We start from the raw sequence: 19,673 nt of genomic DNA, 5'->3' as shown, positions 1-19,673 counted from the left end.
GAGGAGCGCGCGGCCAGGCGGCTCCGAGCAGGGGATGCGACAGGGGAAGAACCGCCGCCGCGCCGGGCGGGGAGCGGTGCCGCGCCGACTCGGCACCGGTCCCGGTCTTCAGGACCACGTCGGCGGCCGCGGCGCGGTGCGCCCACGCAGCGCCGCGTCCACGGCCACGATGATCTCGGCGTCCGGCACGTCCGGCCGGAAACCGACCAGGACGCCCCGCGCCTCGTAGTAGCGGATCACCCGGGAGGCGTCGCCCGTGCCGTCCCGCTCCGCCTCGCGCAGGTGCACGACGAGATCGGCGAAGGCCGGTACGGGCAGCGGACCGCCGAAGCGCGCGACCCGGTCGAGGAGTTGCGGCGCGCCGTCGATCACATATCCCGCGGCCGGCAGCGGCTGACGCCTGATCAGGACGTCGACCGCGGACAGCCGGGGCACGCCGTAGTGTCCGGCAAGCCGGCCGGCGCGGGCGATCCGGCCGCCCTCGCCGGTGCCGATCACCACGACACGCGGGGCGGCGGCCACCATGGCGAGCCCCCTCCCACACCGTGCCGACGACGCGGGCGGTCGATCGCGTCCTTGGTGGGCACCGGCGGGTTCTCCGTCGGGTGTCCGGCGAAACCTCCGGGCCCCCCATGCCGTGCGGCGTGGGGACAGGACGCCATCGACCGCTGAGAACACAGTTCCCCGCCGGCGTCATAGGCCACAACGGTTGCAGCTCGTTGCAACCGATCTGGCCAATGGGCCCTCCCCGGGCGGCGGCTGACGGCACGATGGGCACGGCACCGACCGCAGCGGACCGGCAACGGACCGGCGGCGGACCGACGGACGGGCACGACGGAGAGCAGTGTGAGCGACAGACCGATCGACAGGGCCGGGGAGCGGCCGGCCGGACAACCGCTCGAGAGCGCCGTCCGATCGGCCCAGGACATCCGGGAGACCGCGCGGCGGCTGGCCGGCCTGCACGAGACGGCGCTGACCGGCGACCACCTGCCGGCGGACCTGCCCCGGGACACGCCCCGCACGGTGATCGGCGAGTCCTGGCGGCGGGTGCTGGACCGCGGGGTGGACCCGGAGCGCGGCAGCGACCAACACCCGCTGTCCGTCGCGGAGTTGGAGCACCGGCGGCAGAAGTCGCAGCTGGCGTCGATACTGCCGGTGCTCGGCGGCGGACTGCTGCCGACCGCCGACGCCGCCCAGCAGATCATGGTGGTCACCGACGCCGACGGCCGGGTGCTGTGGCGGGAGGGCAGCGCCCCGATCCGGCGGATGGCCGACCGGCTGGGCTTCGAGAGGGGCGCCGACTGGACGGAGGGGACGGTCGGCACGAACGCGATCGGCACCGCGCTGGTGGCCCGCAGCCCGGTGCTGGTGCACTCCGCCGAGCACTTCCTGCGCAGCCACCACACCTGGACGTGTGCCGCGGCGCCGCTGCACGACCCGCGCGACGGGCGGTTGCTGGGCACGGTGGACGTCAGCGGCCCGGCCCACTCGTTCCATCCGACGACGCTGGCCCTGGTCTCCGCGGTGGCGCGGCTCGCCGAGGGCGAGTTGCGGAGCCGGCACCACGCGTCCCTGGAGCGGCTGCGGGCGAGCGCGGCGCCGGTGCTGGCGCGGATCGGCGGGCGGGCACTGGCCGTCGATCCGCACGGCTGGACGGCGGCGGTGACGGGCATGACCCCGCCGGACCGGGTGGCGCTGCCCAAGGAGCCGGCGGCCGGGCCGCTGTGGCTGCCGCGGTACGGGATGTGCACGCTGGAGCCGCTGCCGGGCGGCTGGTTGATCCGGCCCGGCCGGCCGGAGCCGGCGGCCGGGCCGCACCGGGTGGTGCTGGACCTCGGCGGGCCCGGCGGCCCGGCGGTCACGGTGGCGGGCCCCGCGGGCAGCTGGTCGCACGCGCTGACCCCGCGCCATGCCGAGCTGCTGTTCCTGCTGGCCGCCCGGCCACCCGGCCGCAGCGCCGCCGAGCTGGCCCGGGACCTCTTCGGCGACGGCGGACGGACGGTGACGGTCCGGGCCGAGCTGTCCCGGCTGCGGCGCCATCTCGGCGGGGTGCTGGCGCACCGGCCGTACCGCTTCGCCGACGGGGTGGAGGTGGATCTCCGGCTGCCGGCGAGGCCCGCGGAGCTGCTGCCGCACTCCACGGCGCCCGCGGTACTGGCGGCCCGCCGTGCGGGGGCCGGCGCCGGCCGGGGCTGAGCGGCCCGACGGCCCCGAGGTACTGTGCGGCGGAAGCGTACCGGCCGTGGTGGAGCGGGTGGCCCGGTGGGGCGACGGCCTCCGCGGCGCGGCCCTGCCGTCCCAGCAGATGGACGGCCCGTTCCGTGATGTGGCGGCGACCCCGGAGCGCGCCGGACGGCCCGGCCGCCCCCGGCTGCCGGCCCGGGGGGGACGTCGCCCTCGACCCGAACCCCGGGGCGGGGCCCCGTCCGTTCCGCGGACCGGCCCCGGGCCGCCTCCCCCGGTGTGATGTGCTGGCGCCATGAGCCACACCGTCACCACCTGGTATCTCGAACAGACCGCGCGCACCGATCTCGCGCCCGCCGTCGAGCCGCCCGCCGAGCAGGGGGTACGGATCGTCCGGTCCGAGGTGCCCTCGCCCGAGTTCAGCCGGTTCCTCTATACGGCGGTCGGCGGCGACGTCCGGTGGACCGACCGCCTGGGGTGGCCGTACGCGCGGTGGAGCGAGCACCTCGCCGAGCCGGGGACCGAGACCTGGGTGGCGTACGAGCGCGGGACGCCCGCGGGGTTCATCGAGCTCCGGTCCGGTCCGGAGGGCGCGGTGGAGGTCGGCTACTTCGGGCTGCTGCCGGCGTTCCGGGGGCGGCGGATCGGCGGGCATCTGCTGGGGTACGGGACCGCGCGGGCGTGGGACCTGGCCGAGCGGTGGCCGGGGCTGCCGGAGACCCGGCGGGTGTGGGTGCACACGTGCAGCGACGACGGGGTCCATGCGCGGGCCAACTACGAGCGGCGCGGCTTCCGGGTGTACGACACCACGGTGACCGAGGAGCCGGAGGTCGAGCAGCCCGGCCCGTGGCCCGGCGCGGGCCCGGTGCCGGCCGGCGCGAACTGAGGCACCGGCACGGAGTGCGGCCGGCCGCACCGGACGCATCCGTTCCGCCACGTGACCGACGCCACACTGTCTCGCGATGCGGGACATCCATGTCCACATCCTGGATGACGGTGGACTGTCCGGAGAGCCGCGTGCCACGCTTCCGTCATGTCTCGAGCTGGAATTGCCTTGGTGAGTCGACGCCACGTCGACCTCGGCCGCATGTCCAGCGCCATTTGTCGGACAGGCTGACGCCGTACGCGTGAGGGCCCCGCCCCGCGTCACCCCGGACAGCCCCCGGCATCACCGCTTCGCACGCCGTCCCCACCGTCGCGGACGCGTCGCGCCCCCGACCCCGCAGCCCACCGCGCAACGCGCCCGCCCGCGCCGCGCCGTGGCGCGTCCGCGCAGGTCGACGGGGGTGCACCGCATCCTGCGCGCCCCCTTTGAGCCGCCCAGAAGGACGTAAACCCATGGCCGCCACCCCGGACAGCCCCACCGCCACGACCCGCCGCAAGGCCGGCCGCCACCGCGGCGAGGGCCAGTGGGCCGTTGGTCACTTCACGCCACTCAACGGCAACGAGCAGTTCAAGAAGGACGACGACGGTCTCAATGTGCGGACACGCATTGAGACGATCTACTCCAAGGCCGGTTTCGACTCCATCGACCCCAACGACCTGCGCGGCCGGATGCGTTGGTGGGGCCTGTACACCCAGCGCAAGCCCGGGATCGACGGCGGCAAGACCGCAGTGCTGGAGCCCGAGGAGCTGGACGACAAGTACTTCATGCTGCGGGTCCGCATCGACGGCGGCCGGCTCACCGTCGCCCAGCTGCGCGCCGTCGGCGAGGTCTCCGAGCAGTACGCCCGCGGCACCGCCGACATCACCGACCGGCAGAACATCCAGCTGCACTGGATCCGGATCGAGGACGTCCCGGCCATCTGGGAGAAGCTGGAGGCCGTGGGCCTCTCCACGACCGAGGCGTGCGGCGACTGCCCGCGCGTGATCATCGGCTCCCCGGTGGCCGGCATCGCCGCGGACGAGATCATCGACGGCACCCCGGCCGTGGACGAGATCCACGAGCGCTACATCGGCAGCAAGGAGTTCTCCAACCTGCCGCGCAAGTTCAAGACCGCGATCTCCGGCTCGCCCGTCCAGGACGTGGTGCACGAGATCAACGACGTGGCCTTCGTCGGCGTCGTCCACCCCGAGCACGGCCCGGGCTTCGACCTGTGGGTCGGCGGCGGCCTGTCCACCAACCCCAAGCTCGCGCAGCGCCTGGGCACCTGGGTGCCGCTGGACGAGGTCGCCGACGTGTGGGCCGGCGTGGTCGGCATCTTCCGCGACTACGGCTACCGCCGGCTGCGCAACCGCGCCCGGCTGAAGTTCCTGATGGCCGACTGGGGCGCGGAGAAGTTCCGCCAGGTGCTGGAGGACGAGTACCTCCGGCGGAAGCTGGTCGACGGCCCGGCGCCCGAGCAGCCCGCGCACAAGTGGCGCGACCACGTCGGCGTGCACCGGCAGCAGGACGGCCGGTTCTACGTGGGCTTCGCCCCGCGCGTCGGCCGGGTCGACGGCGCCACCCTCACCAAGGTCGCCGAACTCGCCGCCGCACACGGCTCGGACCGGCTGCGCACCACCGTCGAGCAGAAGCTGATCATCCTCGACGTGACCGAGGACCGGATCGACTCCCTGGTCGCCGGGCTGGAGGCGCTGGACTTCCAGGTCACCCCGTCGCCGTTCCGGCGCGGCACGATGGCCTGCACCGGTATCGAGTTCTGCAAGCTCGCCATCGTCGAGACCAAGGGCCGGGGCGCCACGCTGATCGACGAACTGGAGCGCCGGATGCCGGACTTCCAGGAGCCGATCACCATCAACCTCAACGGCTGCCCGAACGCCTGCGCCCGCATCCAGGTCGCCGACATCGGCCTCAAGGGCCAGCTGGTGCTGGACGAGGACGGCCGGCAGGTCGAGGGCTACCAGGTGCACCTCGGTGGTGCGCTGGGCCTGGAGCCGGGCTTCGGGCGCAAGGTCCGCGGTCTGAAGGTCACCGCGGACGAACTGCCCGACTACGTCGAGCGGGTGCTGCGCAACTTCGAGGCGCAGCGCACGGAGGGCGAGCGGTTCGCCACCTGGGCGGCGCGCGCCGAAGAGGGGGCACTGAAGTGACCGAGCGCGCCGTGCCGTTCCACTGCCCGTACTGCGGGGACGAGGACCTGCGGCCCTCCGAGGAGGACGGCCCCCGCGGAGCGGGCGCGGCCTGGGAGTGCCGGGCGTGCAGCCGCGCCTTCCGGCTGAAGTTCCTGGGACTGCTGGCCCCGGGAGCCGCCGGTTCCGCCCCGTCCCCCTCCCCTTCAGCAGCTCCTTCCGCTTCCGACGGAGGTACGCCGTGACCACCACCGACCTTCAGCGGCTCGCCGAGCAGGCGGGCCGCGACCTGGAGGAGGCGCCCGCCCTGGAGATCCTCCGGTGGGCCGCCGAGACCTTCGGTCCGCGCTTCTGCGTCACCTCCTCGATGGCGGACGCGGTCGTGGCGCACCTGGCCTCGCGGGCGTTCCCGGGCGTGGACGTGGTGTTCCTGGACACCGGCTACCACTTCCCGGAGACGATCGGCACCCGGGACGCGGTGGCGGCGGTGATGGACGTCAACGTCCTGACGCTGACGCCCCGTCAGACGGTGGCGGAGCAGGACGCCGAGTACGGACCGCGACTGCACGACCGCGACCCCGACCGGTGCTGCGCGCTGCGCAAGGTCGCGCCGCTGGAGGAGGGGCTGGCCCACTACGACGCGTGGGCGACCGGGCTGCGCCGGGACGAGTCGCCGACCCGGGCGGACACCCCGGTCGTCGGCTGGGACGCCCGGCGGCGGAAGGTGAAGGTCTCGCCGATCGCCCGCTGGACGCAGGACGACGTGGACGCCTATGTCGCCGAGCACGGGGTGCTCACCAACCCGCTGCTGATGGACGGCTACGCCTCCGTCGGCTGCGCCCCGTGCACCCGCCGGGTGCTGGCGGGCGAGGACGCGCGGGCCGGCCGCTGGGCCGGCACCGACAAGACCGAGTGCGGACTGCACTGATGACGGCAACGACGGAACTGACCGCACCGGCGGCAGGGTTTCAGGAGATACGGATGACGGGCGCCACGGTCTGGCTGACCGGTCTGCCGAGCGCGGGCAAGACGACCCTCGCACGCGAGCTGGCCGACCGGCTGCGCGGCGAGGGCCACCGCGTCGAGGTGCTCGACGGCGACGAGATCCGCGAGTTCCTCTCCGCGGGCCTCGGTTTCAGCCGCGAGGACCGGCACACCAATGTCCAGCGGATCGGCTTCGTCGCCGAACTGCTGGCCCGCAACGGCGTGAAGGCCCTGGTCCCGGTGATCGCCCCGTACGCGGACAGCCGCGAGGCGGTGCGCAAGCGCCACCGGAGCGAGGGCACCCCGTATCTGGAGGTGCATGTCGCCACTCCGGTCGAGGTGTGCTCCGAGCGCGATGTGAAGGGCCTGTACGCCAAGCAGGCGGCCGGCGAGATCTCCGGCCTGACCGGTGTGGACGACCCCTACGAGGCGCCCGCGGCACCGGACCTGCGGATCGAGTCGCACACCCAGACCGTGCAGGAGTCCGCGGCGGCGCTGCACGCGCTGCTCGTCGAGAGGGGGCTGGTGTGAGCACTGTCGCTTCCGTTTCCGAGGAACTGGACAACCCGTACGCGCTGTCGCACCTGGACGCCCTGGAGTCCGAGGCGGTGCACATCTTCCGCGAGGTGGCGGGCGAGTTCGAACGTCCGGTGATCCTCTTCTCCGGCGGCAAGGACTCCATCGTCATGCTGCACCTGGCACTGAAGGCGTTCGCGCCGGCGCCGGTGCCGTTCGCCCTGCTGCACGTGGACACCGGCCACAACTTCCCCGAGGTCCTCGACTACCGCGACCGCGCCGTGGCACGGCACGGGCTGCGGCTGCACATCGCCTCCGTGCAGGACTTCATCGACCGCGGCGAGCTGCGCGAGCGCCCGGACGGCACCCGCAACCCGCTGCAGACCGTGCCGCTGCTGGACGCCATCGAGAAGAACCGCTTCGACGCGGTCTTCGGCGGCGGCCGCCGGGACGAGGAGAAGGCGCGCGCCAAGGAGCGGGTGTTCTCGCTGCGCGACGAGTTCGGCGGCTGGGACCCGCGCCGGCAGCGGCCCGAGCTGTGGCAGCTCTACAACGGCCGGCACTCGCCCGGCGAGCACGTCCGGGTCTTCCCGCTCTCCAACTGGACCGAGCTGGACGTCTGGCAGTACATCGCCCGCGAGAAGATCGAACTGCCCGCCATCTACTACGCCCACGAGCGGGAGGTCTTCGCCCGCAGCGGGATGTGGCTGGCGCCCGGTGCGTGGGGCGGGCCGAAGGACGGCGAGCACCTGGAGGTCCGGCAGGTGCGCTACCGCACCGTCGGCGACATGTCGTGCACCGGCGCCGTCGAGTCGGACGCGGACACCATCGAGGCCGTCATCGCGGAGATCGCCGCCTCGCGCCTCACCGAGCGGGGCGCGACCCGGGCCGACGACAAGCTGTCCGAGGCCGCCATGGAGGACCGCAAGCGCGAGGGGTACTTCTGACCATGAGCTCCACCAATGTTGTTGAGGGCGTGGTGGACGCGGGCGCGACCTCGCTGCTGCGCTTCGCCACCGCCGGCTCCGTGGACGACGGCAAGTCGACCCTGGTCGGCCGGCTGCTGCACGACTCCAAGTCGGTCCTCGCCGACCAGCTGGAGGCCGTCGAGCACGCCTCCCGCAACCGCGGGCAGGAGGCGCCCGACCTGGCGCTGCTGACGGACGGGCTGCGTGCCGAGCGCGAACAGGGCATCACCATCGACGTGGCCTACCGCTACTTCGCCACCCCGCGCCGGCGCTTCATCCTCGCCGACACCCCCGGGCATGTGCAGTACACCCGGAACATGGTGACCGGGGCCTCCACCGCCGAGCTGGCCGTGGTGCTCGTCGACGCCCGCAACGGCGTGGTCGAGCAGACCCGCCGGCACGCCGCGGTCGCCGCCCTGCTGCGGGTGCCGCACGTCGTGCTGGCCGTCAACAAGATGGACCTGGTCGACTACCAGGAGTCCATCTTCGCGGCCATCGCCGAGGAGTTCACCGCGTACGCCGGCTCGCTGGGCGTGCCGGGCTGGGGGTCTGGGGAAGACCCCCAGGAAAACTGGTGCACCGCCATCCCGATCTCGGCGCTGGCCGGCGACAACGTCGTGACGCCGTCGGCCACCATGGACTGGTACGGCGGGCCGACCGTGCTGGAGCACCTGGAGACCGTGCCGGTGGTCGCCGACCCGTCGGACGACCCGGCCCGTTTCCCGGTCCAGTACGTCATCCGCCCGCAGTCCGCCGCCCACCCCGACTACCGCGGCTACGCGGGCCAGGTCGCCTCCGGTGTGCTGCGTGTCGGCGACGCCGTCACCGTGCTGCCGTCGGGCCGAACCAGCACGATCGAGGGCATCGACGCGCTCGGGCAGAGCGTGGACGTCGCCTGGGCGCCGCAGTCGGTGACCGTCCGGCTCGCCGACGACATCGACGTCTCCCGCGGCGACCTGATCGCCCCGGCCGACGCGGCGCCGCCGGTCACCCAGGACGTCGAGGCCACCGTCTGCCATGTCGCCGACCGGCCGCTGGCCGTCGGGCAGCGGGTGCTGCTCAAGCACACCACCCGCACCGTCAAGGCGATCGTGAAGGAGATCCCGTCCCGGCTGACCCTGGACGATCTCTCCCAGCACCCGGCCCCCGGCGAACTGGCCGCCAACGACATCGGCCGGGTCGTGCTCCGCACCGCCGCACCGCTGGCGCTGGACGCCTACGCGGACTCCCGGCGCACCGGCTCCTTCCTGCTGATCGACCCGGCGGACGGCACCACGCTGACCGCGGGCATGGCGGGCACCGCCTTCGCGGAGGCGACCGCGGACCCCGCGCCGGAGGATGCGTCGGACGACGAGGGGTGGGACTTCTGATCATGCTCAGGGACATGTTCTCGACCTTCGCGAAGGAGGGGGGCCGCGTCGGCAGCGGGGCCCTCGGGAGCGGCCAGGGCGGAGTCGGCCGATGTGTGTGCTGACCGGACCCGACCGCGTACCCCCCACGTCCCCCTTCCGCAGTTCCACCCTTTCGGCGGGCGCGCCCCCTTAGCGAGGCGCGTACCGCCCCGGCCCTCCGAGAGGAACACCTCCCGTGTCTGCCGTTCGTCATCGCCTCCTGGCGGCCGCCGCCACCGTCCCGTTGCTGACCGCCGCGCTGGGCGCCTGCGGCTACGGCTCGCAGGCCCCCAAGGACACCGCGGCCTCCGTCGCCCCGAAGGGGCCCAAGGTCGACGGGCTCGACCAGGTCAAGATCGGATTCTTCGGCAACACCACCCATGCCACACCGCTGATCGGCCTGCGGACCGGCCAGTTCCAGAAGGAGCTGGGCGGCACCGCGGTGAAGTCCTCGGTCTTCAACGCCGGTCCCGCGGAGATCGAGGCGCTCAACTCGAACGCCATCGACATCGGGTGGATCGGCCCCTCCCCCGCGATCAACGGCTATGTGAAGTCGCACGGCAAGAGCCTGAAGATCATCGCTGGTTCGGCCTCCGGCGGTGTCTCGCTGATCGTCGACCCCAAGAAGATCAAGAGCCTGGACGACCTCAAGGGCAGGACGATCGCCACCCCGCAGCTGGGCAACACCCAGGACGTCGCCCTGCTGAACTTCCTCTCCGGCAAGGGCTACAAGGTCGACGCCACCAGCGGCAAGGGCGACGTCACCGTCCAGCGCATCGACAACAAGGTCGTCCCCACCGCCTTCAAGCAGGGCAGCATCGACGGTGCCTGGGTCCCCGAGCCCACCGCCTCCAAGCTCGTCGCCGCGGGCGGCAAGCCGCTGCTGGACGAGAAGAAACTGTGGAAGGACGGCAAGTTCGTCATCACCAACGTGATCGTCTCGCAGCGCTTCCTCAAGGAGCACCCGAAGGCGGTCGAGGCGGTGCTGCGCGCCTCGGTGACGACCAACGCCTGGATCCGGTCGCACCCCGCCGAGGCGGTCAAGGCGCTCAACGAGAAGCTCGCCGATCCCGCGATCGCCGGCAAGCCCCTCCCGGACGGCGTCATCGACCCGGCGTTCAAGAACGTCGACATCACCGACGACCCGCTGGCCGCCACGCTCCAGGAGGAGGCGGACCACGCCGTCAAGGCAGGGCTGCTGCAGAAGCCCGACCTCAAGGGCATCTACGACCTCACCCTGCTGAACAAGGTGCTCAAGTCCGAGGGCAGGCCGCCGGTCGACGACGCCGGCCTCGGCGGCAACTGACCCCGGCCCCCCGATCTCCCAGGAGGTGACACCGATGACGACCAGCACGCTCACCAAGCCCGCCCCGGCGGACGCCGGCACCGCCGGTCCGTACGCCGCTCGCATCCACCATGTCTCGAAGTCGTTCGGCCGCCCCGGCGCGCGGCAGCAGGTGCTCGACGACATCGAACTCGACGTCGCCCCCGGCGCGTTCGTCTGCCTCCTGGGGGCCTCGGGGTGCGGCAAGTCCACCCTGCTCGGCCTGGTGGCCGGTCTGGACGAGCCGACCTCCGGCACCATCGAGACGCCCGGCGGCCGGCCGGCGCTGATGTTCCAGGAGCACGCGCTGTTCCCGTGGCTGACCGCGGGCCGCAACATCGAACTGGCGCTGCGGCTGCGCGGCGTGCCGCGCGCGGAGCGCCGCGAGGAGGCCGAGCGGCTGCTGGAGCTCGTCCGCCTCAAGGGCGCGTACGGCAAGCGGGTGCACGAGCTGTCCGGCGGGATGCGCCAGCGGGTGGCGATGGCCCGGGCGCTGGCCCAGAACAGCCGACTGCTGCTGATGGACGAGCCGTTCGCCGCCCTCGACGCGATCACCCGCGATGTGCTGCACGACGAGCTGACCCGGATCTGGCAGACCCAGAACTCCGACGGCTCCGCCGGAAGCAGCCTCTCCGTCCTCTTCGTCACCCACAACGTCCGGGAGGCGGTGCGGCTCGGCGAACGGGTCGTGCTGCTCTCCTCCCGTCCCGGCCGGGTCGCCCGGGAGTGGCAGGTGGACATCCCCCAGCCGCGCCGCATCGAGGACTCCGCGGTCGCCGACCTGTCCGTCGAGATCACCGAGCAGCTCCGTGGGGAGATCCGCCGCCATGGCCAGCACTGAGACCGCCTCCGCCGCCGCGGGAAGCCCCGGCGACGCCCCCACCGGACCGTCCACCGCCCCGGCCACGGACACACCGGACGCCGACGACGCCTCCGGGCCCGAAGCGGCCACCAGGACCGGCACCGAGGCCGCCGCCCCCGGAGACCTCGCCGGTCTGGAGGCCGGGCTCGACGCGCTCGACTCCACCGTGGTGGCCCGGCAGCCGTGGCTGCGCACCGCGCTGTCAAAAGCGTTCCCTCCCCTCATCGCGATCGTGATCGTGCTCGGGCTGTGGCAGCTCGCCTACCACTTCCAGCTCAAGCCGCACTATCTGCTGCCGAGCCCGCTCGACGTCTTCCGCTCGCTCCAGCAGAAGTGGCTGGAGGGCACCCTGCTGAGCTTCGTGTGGACCAGCGTCTCCCGCGGCGCCCTCGGCTTCGTGGCGTCGGTCGCCATCGGTACGGTGCTCGGTCTGATCGTGGCCCGCGTCAGGCCCGTGCGCGCCGCGATCGGCCCGATCCTGAGCGGGCTGCAGTCCCTCCCCTCGGTGGCCTGGGTCCCGGCGGCGATCATCTGGTTCGGGCTGAGCGACGCCACCATCTACGCGGTGGTGCTGCTCGGGGCCGTCCCCTCGATCGCCAACGGGCTGGTGTCCGGTGTCGACCAGATCTCTCCTCTCTATCTGCGTGCCGGCCGCAGCATCGGCGCGACCGGCCTGACCGGCGTCCGCCATGTGCTGCTGCCGGCCGCGCTGCCCGGCTACCTCGCCGGGCTCAAGCAGGGCTGGGCCTTCTCCTGGCGCTCTCTGATGGCCGCCGAACTCATCGTCAACGCGCCCGATCTCGGCACCGGCCTGGGCCAGCTCCTGGAGCAGGGCCGGGAACTCCAGGACATGTCCTGGGTGTTGTCCGCGATCCTGCTGATCCTGATCGTCGGCATCGGTATCGAGCTGTTGATCTTCGCCCCGATCGAGCGCCGGGTGCTGCGCAGCCGCGGCCTCCTCGTCAAGAGCTGAAACCATGAGCACACCCCCCACCCTCCTCGTCATCGCCCACGGCAGCCGCGACCCACGGCACGCCGCGACCGTCACCGCGCTGTGCGCGCGGGTCCGGAAGCTGCGGCCCGGGCTGCGCGTGGAAGTCGGCTATCTCGACTTCAACGCGCCCCGGGTGCCCCGGGCGTTGGAGCGCCTCGCGGCCGAGGCGGAGGGGTGGCACGAGGGCGGGCGACGGGCGGGCCAACGGCACGTGGTGGCGCTTCCGCTCCTCCTCACACGCGCCTTCCACGCGAAGTCCGACATCCCCGCGGTGCTGCGCGAGGCCGCCGCGCGGCTGCCCCGGCTGACCATCCATCAGGCCGACGTGCTCGGCCCCTCCCTCCTCCTGACCCACGCCCTGGAGCGTCGGCTGGAGGAGGCCGGGCTGCGGCCCGGAGACCGCCGCTCGACCGGGGTCGTACTGGCCTCGGCGGGCTCCTCCGACCCGGAGGCGATCGCAGTGATCGCTGAAATCGCGCGGGAGTGGCGGCGCACCGCCGAATGGTGTGCCGTGCGACCTGCGTTCGCCTCCGCATCCCTGCCCCGTACGGCCGACGCCGTGCGGGCCCTGCGGGACGAGGGCGCCCAGCGGGTGGCCGTCGCGCCGTACGTCATCGCGCCGGGCTTTCTGCCGGACCGGATCGCCGCCGATGCCCGCGAGGCCCGTGCCGACATCCTCGCCCCCGTGCTGGGCGCCGCCCCCGAGCTGGCCCGGCTGCTGCTGCGCCGCTACGACCAGGCCGTCCGGGCCCGTGCCCGGGGCGGCCCGACGGCGCTCACCGCCTGAGGCACAACCGCCGCCGGCGCCCCCGCCCCGGCTCACGTCACCATGGCGACCGCCCTCCCCGAGGGTGTGTCGGCGCGCCCCTTCTCATAGACCGTGAGCCCCCGCGCCAGGTGCAGGGGCACCAGCAACAGCTCCACGACCAGGGCCTTCCAGGCGTAGACGACGTTGACCGCCTTGGTGGCGTAGGCGCACGGGATGTTCACCAGCACGCCCCACAGGGGCAGTCTGCGGCGCCGGGCGGCGTACACCAGTGGTGGCAGCGTCATCAGGAGGTCGGACCCGGCCCACCACACGAGGGCGGCCGGCGGTGACACCCCCGTCGTCGCGGTGAGCACGAACGGGGTGACCCACCACAGCGGAGCGGTGACGATCTCGAAGAGCGCGAGCAGCACCCAGACCGCCAGCAGGGGTTTGCGGACGAGGAGCGGGCCGAGGTGGAGCCGGACGTTCTGGCAGAAGCCGGCCATCCAGCGCTTGACCTGTTTGCGGAAGTAGGTGAGGTTCTCCGGGTCGGCGGCGAGGGCGACCGCGTCGGAGACGTACACCGCGCGACGGCCGGCGATCTGCCGGGACCAGGTGTAGTCCATGTCCTCGACGATGGTGCGCTCGGGGAATCCGCCGCAGGCCGCCAACTCCTCGCGGCGGAAGACCGAGCAGCAGCCGGAGCAGACCATGGGACTGTCGGCGAGAGCCTGGATGGGTCGGTGGAAGTGGAATCCGAAGAGGTACTCGGTGGAGCGGCCCCGCTCCCAGACCGTGCGGGTGTGTCGGGTGCGGACCGTGCCCGCGGCGACGGCGACCGCGGGGTCGTCGAAGGCCGGCAGGACCCGTTCGAGGTAGTCCGGGGCGAGGACGGTGTCGGCGTCGACGGCCAGGACGAGGTCGGTGGTGCACCGCGGCAGGGCGTAGTTCTGTGCCCGGGCCTTGCTGCCGAGGTTGCGCGGTGGGCGGAGCACCGTGACGCCGTGTGCGGCGGCTACCTCGCCGGTGCGGTCGGTGGAGGCGTCGTCGACGACCAGGATCCGGTCGGGCGGGACGGTTTGCCGGGCGAGGGACGCCAGCGTGGCCGGCAGGCCCTCCTCTTCGTTGTGGGCCGGGACGATGACGGTGACGGTGTGCATGGCGGGCTCCCCCCTGTCCTGCGGACCGCGCCGGCGACGACGCAGACCAGTCCGATGAATCCGTAGACGATGGTGCTGATGCCGAGAATCGGCGTGACTCCGTGCATGTCTCCGACGGTAGTCACACCCGGCAGTCCACGGTTCCGGAGGGAGCCTCCTGTGGATAACCCGCCGCGGGGCAAGGGGGGTTGGGCGGCCCGGGCACGGCGACGCCGGCCGCCGCGCCCCGTGGGGGCGAGCGCGACGGCCGGCGTGCGAACCGAGTGGCCCGAGCGGCTACTTCACGATCTTCAGCAGCTTGTTGGGCGTGCCCTGGCCCGGGTTGCTGATCTTGTCCGGGGTGGCCCCGTCCGTCAGCGCCTTCTCCACGTCGGCCGGCTTGGCGTCCTTGTGGTCGGCCAGGTAGACCGCGGCGGCACCCACGACGTGCGGGGTCGCCATCGACGTACCGGAGATGGTCTTGGTGGCGTCGTCGCTGCCGTTCCAGTCCGAGGTGATGTCGGAGCCCGGAGCATAGAGGTCCACGACGCTGCCGTAGTTGGAGAAGTCGGACTGCTGGTCGTCCTTGGTGCTGGAGGCGACCGTGATGGCCTCCTTGACCCGCGCCGGGGAGCCCTGGCCCGCGTCGGTGGACTCGTTGCCGGCCGCCACGCCGAAGGTGACACCGGAGTCGATGGCCTTCTTCACCGCCGCGTCGAGCGCCTCGTCGGCGCCGCCGCCGAGCGACATGTTGGCGACCGAGGGGCCCTTGTGGTTCTTGGTGACCCAGTCGATGCCCGCGACGACCTGCTCGGTGCTGCCGGAGCCCTGCCCGTCGAGCACCTTGACGGCGACCAGCTTGACCTTCTTGGCGACGCCGTGGGCGGTGCCGCCGATGGTGCCGGAGACGTGGGTGCCGTGGCCGTTGTCGTCCTCGGCCTTGTTGCTGTTGTCGATCGCGTTGAAGCCGTAGGAGGCGCGGCCGCCGAAGTCCTTGTGGCTGATGTGGATACCGGTGTCGATGACGTAGGCGGTGACGCCGTCGCCCGCGCTGTCCGGGTAGTTGTACTTGCCGTCGCCCTTGGTGTCCGTCTGGTCGATACGGTCCAGGCCCCACGACGGCGGGTTCTCCTGGGTGCCGTCGACGTGGAAGGTGTGGTTCTGGACGACCTTGTCGACGGCCGGGTCGGCGGCGAGGCGCTTGGCGTCCTCGGCGGACATGCCGGTGGTCGAGAAGCCGTCGATGGCGGAGGTGAAGGTCCGCTTGACCTTGCCGCCGTACTTCGCGGCGAGGTCGCCGCTCTCGGCGGCGCGCACCGAAGCGGTCTTCTTCAGCATCACGATGTAGCTGCCCTTGACGGCGCCCTTGGCCTCGGCGCCGTAGATCCTGCCCTCGGCGGCGGGCGAAGCGCCCGCGGTGACCGCGGTGACGGCGGCGATACCAGTAGCGGCGACGGCGGCTGATATCGCCGTCACGAGCCGCTTCTTGCTGGAACGCTTATGAGCCATGGCGAGGGTTCTCCTCGTTCGTGGTGTGGGGGGAAGCGTTGCGTATGGCCCGCAGGACCCGAAGATCCGGACCGGGCTGGTTCGAAACCCTGTCGGATTGACGAGTGCAATTCAAGGGCCGCCGAGCCGTGTGAGATTCACAACAACCCTCCATAAATGCAAAAGCCCGCAGAAGCAGGCAAAGCGAACGAGGGAGTTGACGGACGGCGACTCAACTCCGTTTACATTTACGCAACGAAGGGAGACAGCTGACGATTCGTTTGCTCGTTCAACTGTCCTGCTGTGGCATGCTCGCGCCTCGCAAGATCCCCATACCGGCGGTTACTTCAGCGAAGGATGCACCTCGACGTGCCTCGCGGGCCCGCCGGCCCTGCGGCACCTTCCATCCGATGACGGTCGACGAGGGCCCGAACGCCACCGGCCCCGAGCGCCGGCAAGCGGTCACCCCTCCCCCGGCAACGCCCCTTCCACGGCGGGCAGTTGAGACGTCGGACGGACCGACGCCGGGCCGACGGGCGCCGGGGTGCCGGCCGGTACCTGCGAGACTGGGCGGGAGAACGCACCTCAGGAGGCAACCCGATGACCGAACCCCGCACCGCCTTCACCGAGGCGCGCGCCCGGGAGGTGCTGGCCGCGGCCGGGCACCCGGAGGCGGCGGCGGACGCCCGGCTGCTCGCGCTCGGCGAGAACGCCGTCTTCGCGCTGGAGGAGCGCGGCGTCGTCGTACGGGTCGGCCGCAGCCCCGAACTGCTCGCGCGCGCCGAGCGGGAACTGGTGGTGGCCCAGTGGCTGGCGGCCGAGGGCGTCCCGGCGGTGCGGGCCGCGGAGCCGGCCGCCCGGCTCGTCGACGGGCACCCCGTGACCTACTGGCGGCAGCTGCCCGAGGCCGTCCGGCCCGCGGCGCCGCAGGACCTGGCCGAGCTGCTCCGGCGCGTCCACGCGCTCCCCGAGCCGCCGTTCGCGCTGCCCCGGCGGGAGTTGCTGGACGGTGTGGAGCGGTGGCTGCGGCTGGCCGGCGACGCGGTGTCGCCGGCCGACGCGGAGTATCTGCGCGGACGGCGGGACGCCTTCGCGCTGGCCGCGACGGCGCTGGAGCCGCATCTGCCGCGCGGACCGATCCACGGCGACGCGCTGCCCCGCAACGTCCACATCGGGCCCGACGGGCCGGTCCTCGTCGACCTGGAGACCTTCTCCTCCGATCTGCGCGAGCACGACCTGGTGGCGATGGCGCTGAGCCGGGACCGCTACGGGCTGGGCGTGGACGCCTATGAGGCCTTTGTGTCGGTGTACGGCTGGGACGTCCGGGACTGGGAGGGCTGCGCCGTCCTGCGCGGGTCCCGGGAGACCGCGAGCTGCGCCTGGGTCTCGCAGCACGCACCCGGGAACCCGGCGGCCCGCAAGGAGTTCCAGCGCCGGGTCGCCTCGCTGCGCGAGAAGGACACGGCGGTCCGGTGGTACCCGTTCTGAAAGCGGCCGCGCGGCCCACGGGCCGCGCGCCCCGTCAGCGCTGATACGGGATCAGCGGCCAGGCCGGCTCGACTCTCGCCTCCGGGTCGCCGGATCGGCGCAGATACGCCTGGAACGAGGCGGCCTGCTCGGCGGCGGCCTGCTCCTGGAGGGTGTGCAGGGCGCGCGGCGAGGGCAGCGCGACGGCCGGGTACTTCTCGCCGATGCGACGGGCCACCCCGACCGCGGCGGCCGCGTCGGCCCCCGCCTCGTGCGCGCCGTCGAGCCGTACGCCGTAGTGCCCGCAGAGCGCCTGGAGTGCGCGCTTGCCCTTGCGGTAGCGGTCGACGTGCTTGTCGAGGACGAGCGGGTCGATGACCGGGGACGGCGGGCGGCCGAGCCGGTCGGTCAGGGGCGGCACGCCGTGACGGCGGCACTCGCGGTCGAGCAGTGAGAGGTCGTAGCGGGCGTTCATCACCACCAGGGGTATGTCCGCCCGGAGGACGTCGGCCAGTGCCTCAGTGATCTCCGCTATGGAGCCCGTCGGCGCCCGACCGTGCTCCTGGACATGAGCGGTCGAGATGCCGTGGATGCGGGCGGCCTCCTCGGGAATCGGCACGCCCGGATCGAGCAGCCAGGACTGTGCGCCGGCCACCCGGCCGTCCGCCTCCAGCCGGATCAGCGCGGCCGTGACGACGCGGTCCTGCTCGACGTCCGTGCCCGTGGTCTCCAGGTCGAAGCCGACCAGCAGCTCCTGATGCCAGCTCATGCCGCGCCCCCGCTCCGCCCGGCCCGGCTCGCGCGTGGTGCGCGCCCTTCCCCGACGCTCCCCCGGCACTTCGCCGGGAAACCCCCCACGCTGCGCTCACTCATGCGGCCTCCTTCGGTGGTACCTCCCCCGTGTCCGAACACTCTCCCACGCGCCACTGACAACGGACCGGGCCGCCCGCTCCGACCGCACACCCGGAGCGCGAAGGCCGGAGGCCGGAGGCCGGTTCAGGAGACCGGCCTGGAGTCCACCCAGACGCTCTCGAACTCCTCGCGGTAGATCTCGAAGAGCCCGTGGTCGGCCTCCCGCCCGTCGCGGGCGTCCTGGCGGACCACCTCGCGGCTGCCGCCGCGCAGCACGAACACCGGGGACTCCATCCCGCGGCTCTTGCGGAGGTAGGGCTGGACGACGGCCAGGCCGTCGGGCCCGTCGCCGTCGACGAGGTAGGCGGTGAAGCGCGGGGTCTCGTCGAAGACCTGGATCTCGAAGGCGCCCGGGTCCCGGAGCCGGGCCCGGACCCGCCGCATGTGGAGGATGTTCATCTCGATGGAGCGGCTCATCTCGCCCTTCTTCAGGCCGATTTCGCGCTCCCGGCGGCGGACCGCGCTGCTGGCCGGGTTGAGGAAGAGCAGCCGGACCCGGCAGCCGGACTCGGCGAGCCGGACCAGCCGGCGGCCGGAGTAGTTCTGGACCAGGAGGTTGAGACCTATGCCCACCGCGTCGAGGCGGCGGGCGCCGCCGAAGAGGTCCTCGGCGGGCAGCTGGCGCTGTAGCCGCACCCGGTCGGGGTGCACGCCGACGACGTCGGCGTAGCGGTCGCCGACGAGGTCCTCGACGGCGTCGATGGGCAGCCGTCCGGAAATACGGGTCCCGGCCCCGGAACCGAGGATGTCCAGCAGCCGCGCGCTGGCCCGCTCTGCCTGGGCCAGCACGGTCTCGGACAGCGCGCGGTTGCGGGAGACGATGTTGCGGGCGACCTCCAGCTCGTCCAGGACCAGCTCGACCTCCCGGCGGTCGTCCACGTAGGGCTCGAAGCAGGGCCAGTGCTGGACCATCAGCTCGCGCAGCTGCGGAAGCGTCAGGAAGCTGACGATGTTGTCGTCGGCGGGGTCGAGGAGATACCCCTTGCGGCGGCTGACCTCGCGGACCGCGACCGCGCGCTGGACCCACTCCTGGCCGGCGGGCCCGGCCGCCGCGATGACCCACTCATCGCCGTGCACCGGCTCGTAGACGGGACGCAGCACGGCCGCGACGACGGCCCGCAGGCGCTGCTCGACGAGATTCAGCCAGATATAGGCGCGTCCGGCCCGGCGGGCCCGGGTGCGCACCTCGCTCCAGGCGTCGGCCCCCCAGTCCAGTTCCGCGCCGATCTCCAGTGGTCGGGCGAGGGACACCGTGCCGGGCGGTGCGTCCATGGAGCCGCCCTCGTGGCCCTCATGGCTCTCGTCACCAGGCGGCAACTCCAGCCCGCCGCTCACCTGCCACCGCCTTCCGAACCCCCGTGCCAACGATCAAGGCAGACTACTGCGGCGCGGGGGGCGGTGCAGCAGGATGCATCGAGTCGGATGCCAACTCCCCTTGTTCATACTGCCGGTTGTGACCGGAAAGCACGGCCGGAGTGAGCGGATTCATAGCCGGGGCAAAGGATGGGGGCGAATTCCGGCCCACGCGATGGAGTGCTCCGGCGGCGGCCCGTTGACACCGCACCGCGGGCCCGGGAAGGCGCGGACGCCGCACTTGGCCGGGGCATCACTGGCGAACTGCGCGTCTTTGCGGTAGTCCGTGGGAGAGCGCCCCTTTCGGGACGACCACACCCCGTCCCGCCCC

General features: G+C 72.8%; 19 protein-coding genes. 14 read left to right on the top strand and 5 right to left on the bottom strand.

Annotation, left to right across the window (positions count from 1 at the left end; all coding sequences use genetic code 11):
- Window positions 1–108 precede the first annotated feature (108 nt).
- Window positions 109–525, bottom strand: coding sequence for a hypothetical protein (locus K2224_RS35875; protein WP_221911285.1), 417 nt, complete (start codon window positions 523–525; stop codon window positions 109–111).
- A gap of 321 nt (window positions 526–846) precedes the next feature.
- Here K2224_RS35875 and K2224_RS35870 point away from each other — a divergent pair, with 321 nt between their 5' ends.
- From K2224_RS35870 to K2224_RS35815, 13 genes are all read left to right on the top strand, one after another.
- A complete protein-coding gene (locus K2224_RS35870) occupies window positions 847–2,196 on the top strand; it encodes a helix-turn-helix domain-containing protein (protein WP_221911284.1) in 1,350 nt (449 codons plus the stop codon).
- A gap of 283 nt (window positions 2,197–2,479) precedes the next feature.
- A complete protein-coding gene (locus K2224_RS35865) occupies window positions 2,480–3,070 on the top strand; it encodes a GNAT family N-acetyltransferase (protein ID WP_221911283.1) in 591 nt (196 codons plus the stop codon).
- 147 nt (window positions 3,071–3,217) lie between these two features.
- On the top strand, window positions 3,218–3,301 hold the full coding sequence (locus tag K2224_RS41805) for a putative leader peptide (protein WP_352300790.1): 84 nt from the start codon (window positions 3,218–3,220) through the stop codon (window positions 3,299–3,301).
- Between the two features lie 221 nt (window positions 3,302–3,522).
- Entirely contained in the window at window positions 3,523–5,217 is a 1,695-nt protein-coding gene (locus K2224_RS35860) for a nitrite/sulfite reductase (protein ID WP_221911282.1), read from the top strand.
- Window positions 5,214–5,441, top strand: a complete 228-nt coding sequence (locus K2224_RS35855; protein ID WP_221911281.1) for a hypothetical protein — start codon at window positions 5,214–5,216, stop codon at window positions 5,439–5,441. Before K2224_RS35860 ends, K2224_RS35855 begins: the two co-directional genes overlap by 4 nt.
- Window positions 5,438–6,124 (top strand): phosphoadenylyl-sulfate reductase, encoded by a 687-nt coding sequence (locus K2224_RS35850; RefSeq protein ID WP_221911280.1) that lies wholly within the window; start codon window positions 5,438–5,440, stop codon window positions 6,122–6,124. Before K2224_RS35855 ends, K2224_RS35850 begins: the two co-directional genes overlap by 4 nt.
- Window positions 6,125–6,177: 53 nt before the next feature.
- Window positions 6,178–6,711, top strand: a complete 534-nt coding sequence (gene cysC / locus K2224_RS35845; protein WP_221911279.1) for an adenylyl-sulfate kinase — start codon at window positions 6,178–6,180, stop codon at window positions 6,709–6,711.
- Window positions 6,708–7,643: a sulfate adenylyltransferase subunit CysD gene (gene cysD / locus K2224_RS35840; RefSeq protein ID WP_221911278.1), complete on the top strand. Its 936-nt coding sequence runs from the start codon at window positions 6,708–6,710 to the stop codon at window positions 7,641–7,643. The genes cysC and cysD overlap by 4 nt, the downstream gene beginning before the upstream one ends.
- Window positions 7,644–7,645: 2 nt before the next feature.
- Window positions 7,646–9,034, top strand: a complete 1,389-nt coding sequence (locus tag K2224_RS35835) for a sulfate adenylyltransferase subunit 1 (protein ID WP_221911277.1) — start codon at window positions 7,646–7,648, stop codon at window positions 9,032–9,034.
- 217 nt (window positions 9,035–9,251) lie between these two features.
- Window positions 9,252–10,361, top strand: a complete 1,110-nt coding sequence (locus K2224_RS35830; protein WP_221911276.1) for an aliphatic sulfonate ABC transporter substrate-binding protein — start codon at window positions 9,252–9,254, stop codon at window positions 10,359–10,361.
- Between the two features lie 34 nt (window positions 10,362–10,395).
- The gene (locus tag K2224_RS35825) at window positions 10,396–11,220 is read left to right on the top strand and encodes an ABC transporter ATP-binding protein (protein ID WP_221911275.1); all 825 of its coding nucleotides are present in this window, start codon (window positions 10,396–10,398) and stop codon (window positions 11,218–11,220) included.
- Window positions 11,207–12,214, top strand: coding sequence for an ABC transporter permease (locus tag K2224_RS35820; protein ID WP_221911274.1), 1,008 nt, complete (start codon window positions 11,207–11,209; stop codon window positions 12,212–12,214). Before K2224_RS35825 ends, K2224_RS35820 begins: the two co-directional genes overlap by 14 nt.
- Before the next feature lie 4 nt (window positions 12,215–12,218).
- Complete coding sequence (locus K2224_RS35815) at window positions 12,219–13,022, top strand: sirohydrochlorin chelatase (protein ID WP_221911273.1); 804 nt, start codon at window positions 12,219–12,221, stop codon at window positions 13,020–13,022.
- Between the two features lie 32 nt (window positions 13,023–13,054).
- Here K2224_RS35815 and K2224_RS35810 read toward each other — a convergent pair whose 3' ends face one another.
- Both K2224_RS35810 and K2224_RS35805 read right to left on the bottom strand, forming a co-directional pair.
- Window positions 13,055–14,143, bottom strand: coding sequence for a glycosyltransferase (locus tag K2224_RS35810; RefSeq protein WP_221911272.1), 1,089 nt, complete (start codon window positions 14,141–14,143; stop codon window positions 13,055–13,057).
- A gap of 276 nt (window positions 14,144–14,419) precedes the next feature.
- A complete protein-coding gene (locus K2224_RS35805; RefSeq protein ID WP_221911271.1) occupies window positions 14,420–15,631 on the bottom strand; it encodes a S8 family peptidase in 1,212 nt (403 codons plus the stop codon).
- Between the two features lie 579 nt (window positions 15,632–16,210).
- Here K2224_RS35805 and K2224_RS35800 point away from each other — a divergent pair.
- Complete coding sequence (locus K2224_RS35800) at window positions 16,211–17,098, top strand: aminoglycoside phosphotransferase family protein (RefSeq protein ID WP_221911270.1); 888 nt, start codon at window positions 16,211–16,213, stop codon at window positions 17,096–17,098.
- A 34-nt stretch (window positions 17,099–17,132) separates the two neighbouring features.
- Here K2224_RS35800 and K2224_RS35795 read toward each other — a convergent pair whose 3' ends face one another.
- Both K2224_RS35795 and K2224_RS35790 read right to left on the bottom strand, forming a co-directional pair.
- Window positions 17,133–17,846 carry an exonuclease domain-containing protein gene (locus K2224_RS35795; protein ID WP_221911269.1) on the bottom strand — a complete coding sequence of 238 codons (714 nt, stop codon included), beginning with the start codon at window positions 17,844–17,846 and terminating at the stop codon, window positions 17,133–17,135.
- Window positions 17,847–18,073: 227 nt separating this feature from the next.
- The gene (locus tag K2224_RS35790) at window positions 18,074–19,261 is read right to left on the bottom strand and encodes an SAV2148 family HEPN domain-containing protein (RefSeq protein WP_260693921.1); all 1,188 of its coding nucleotides are present in this window, start codon (window positions 19,259–19,261) and stop codon (window positions 18,074–18,076) included.
- Between the last annotated feature and the right edge of the window lie 412 nt (window positions 19,262–19,673).

The sequence above is a fragment of the Streptomyces sp. BHT-5-2 genome (assembly GCF_019774615.1).
Classification (GTDB): Bacteria; Actinomycetota; Actinomycetes; order Streptomycetales; family Streptomycetaceae; genus Streptomyces.
The sequence above is the reverse complement of the archived record's forward strand: the minus strand, read 5'-3'. Positions and strand labels throughout refer to the sequence as shown.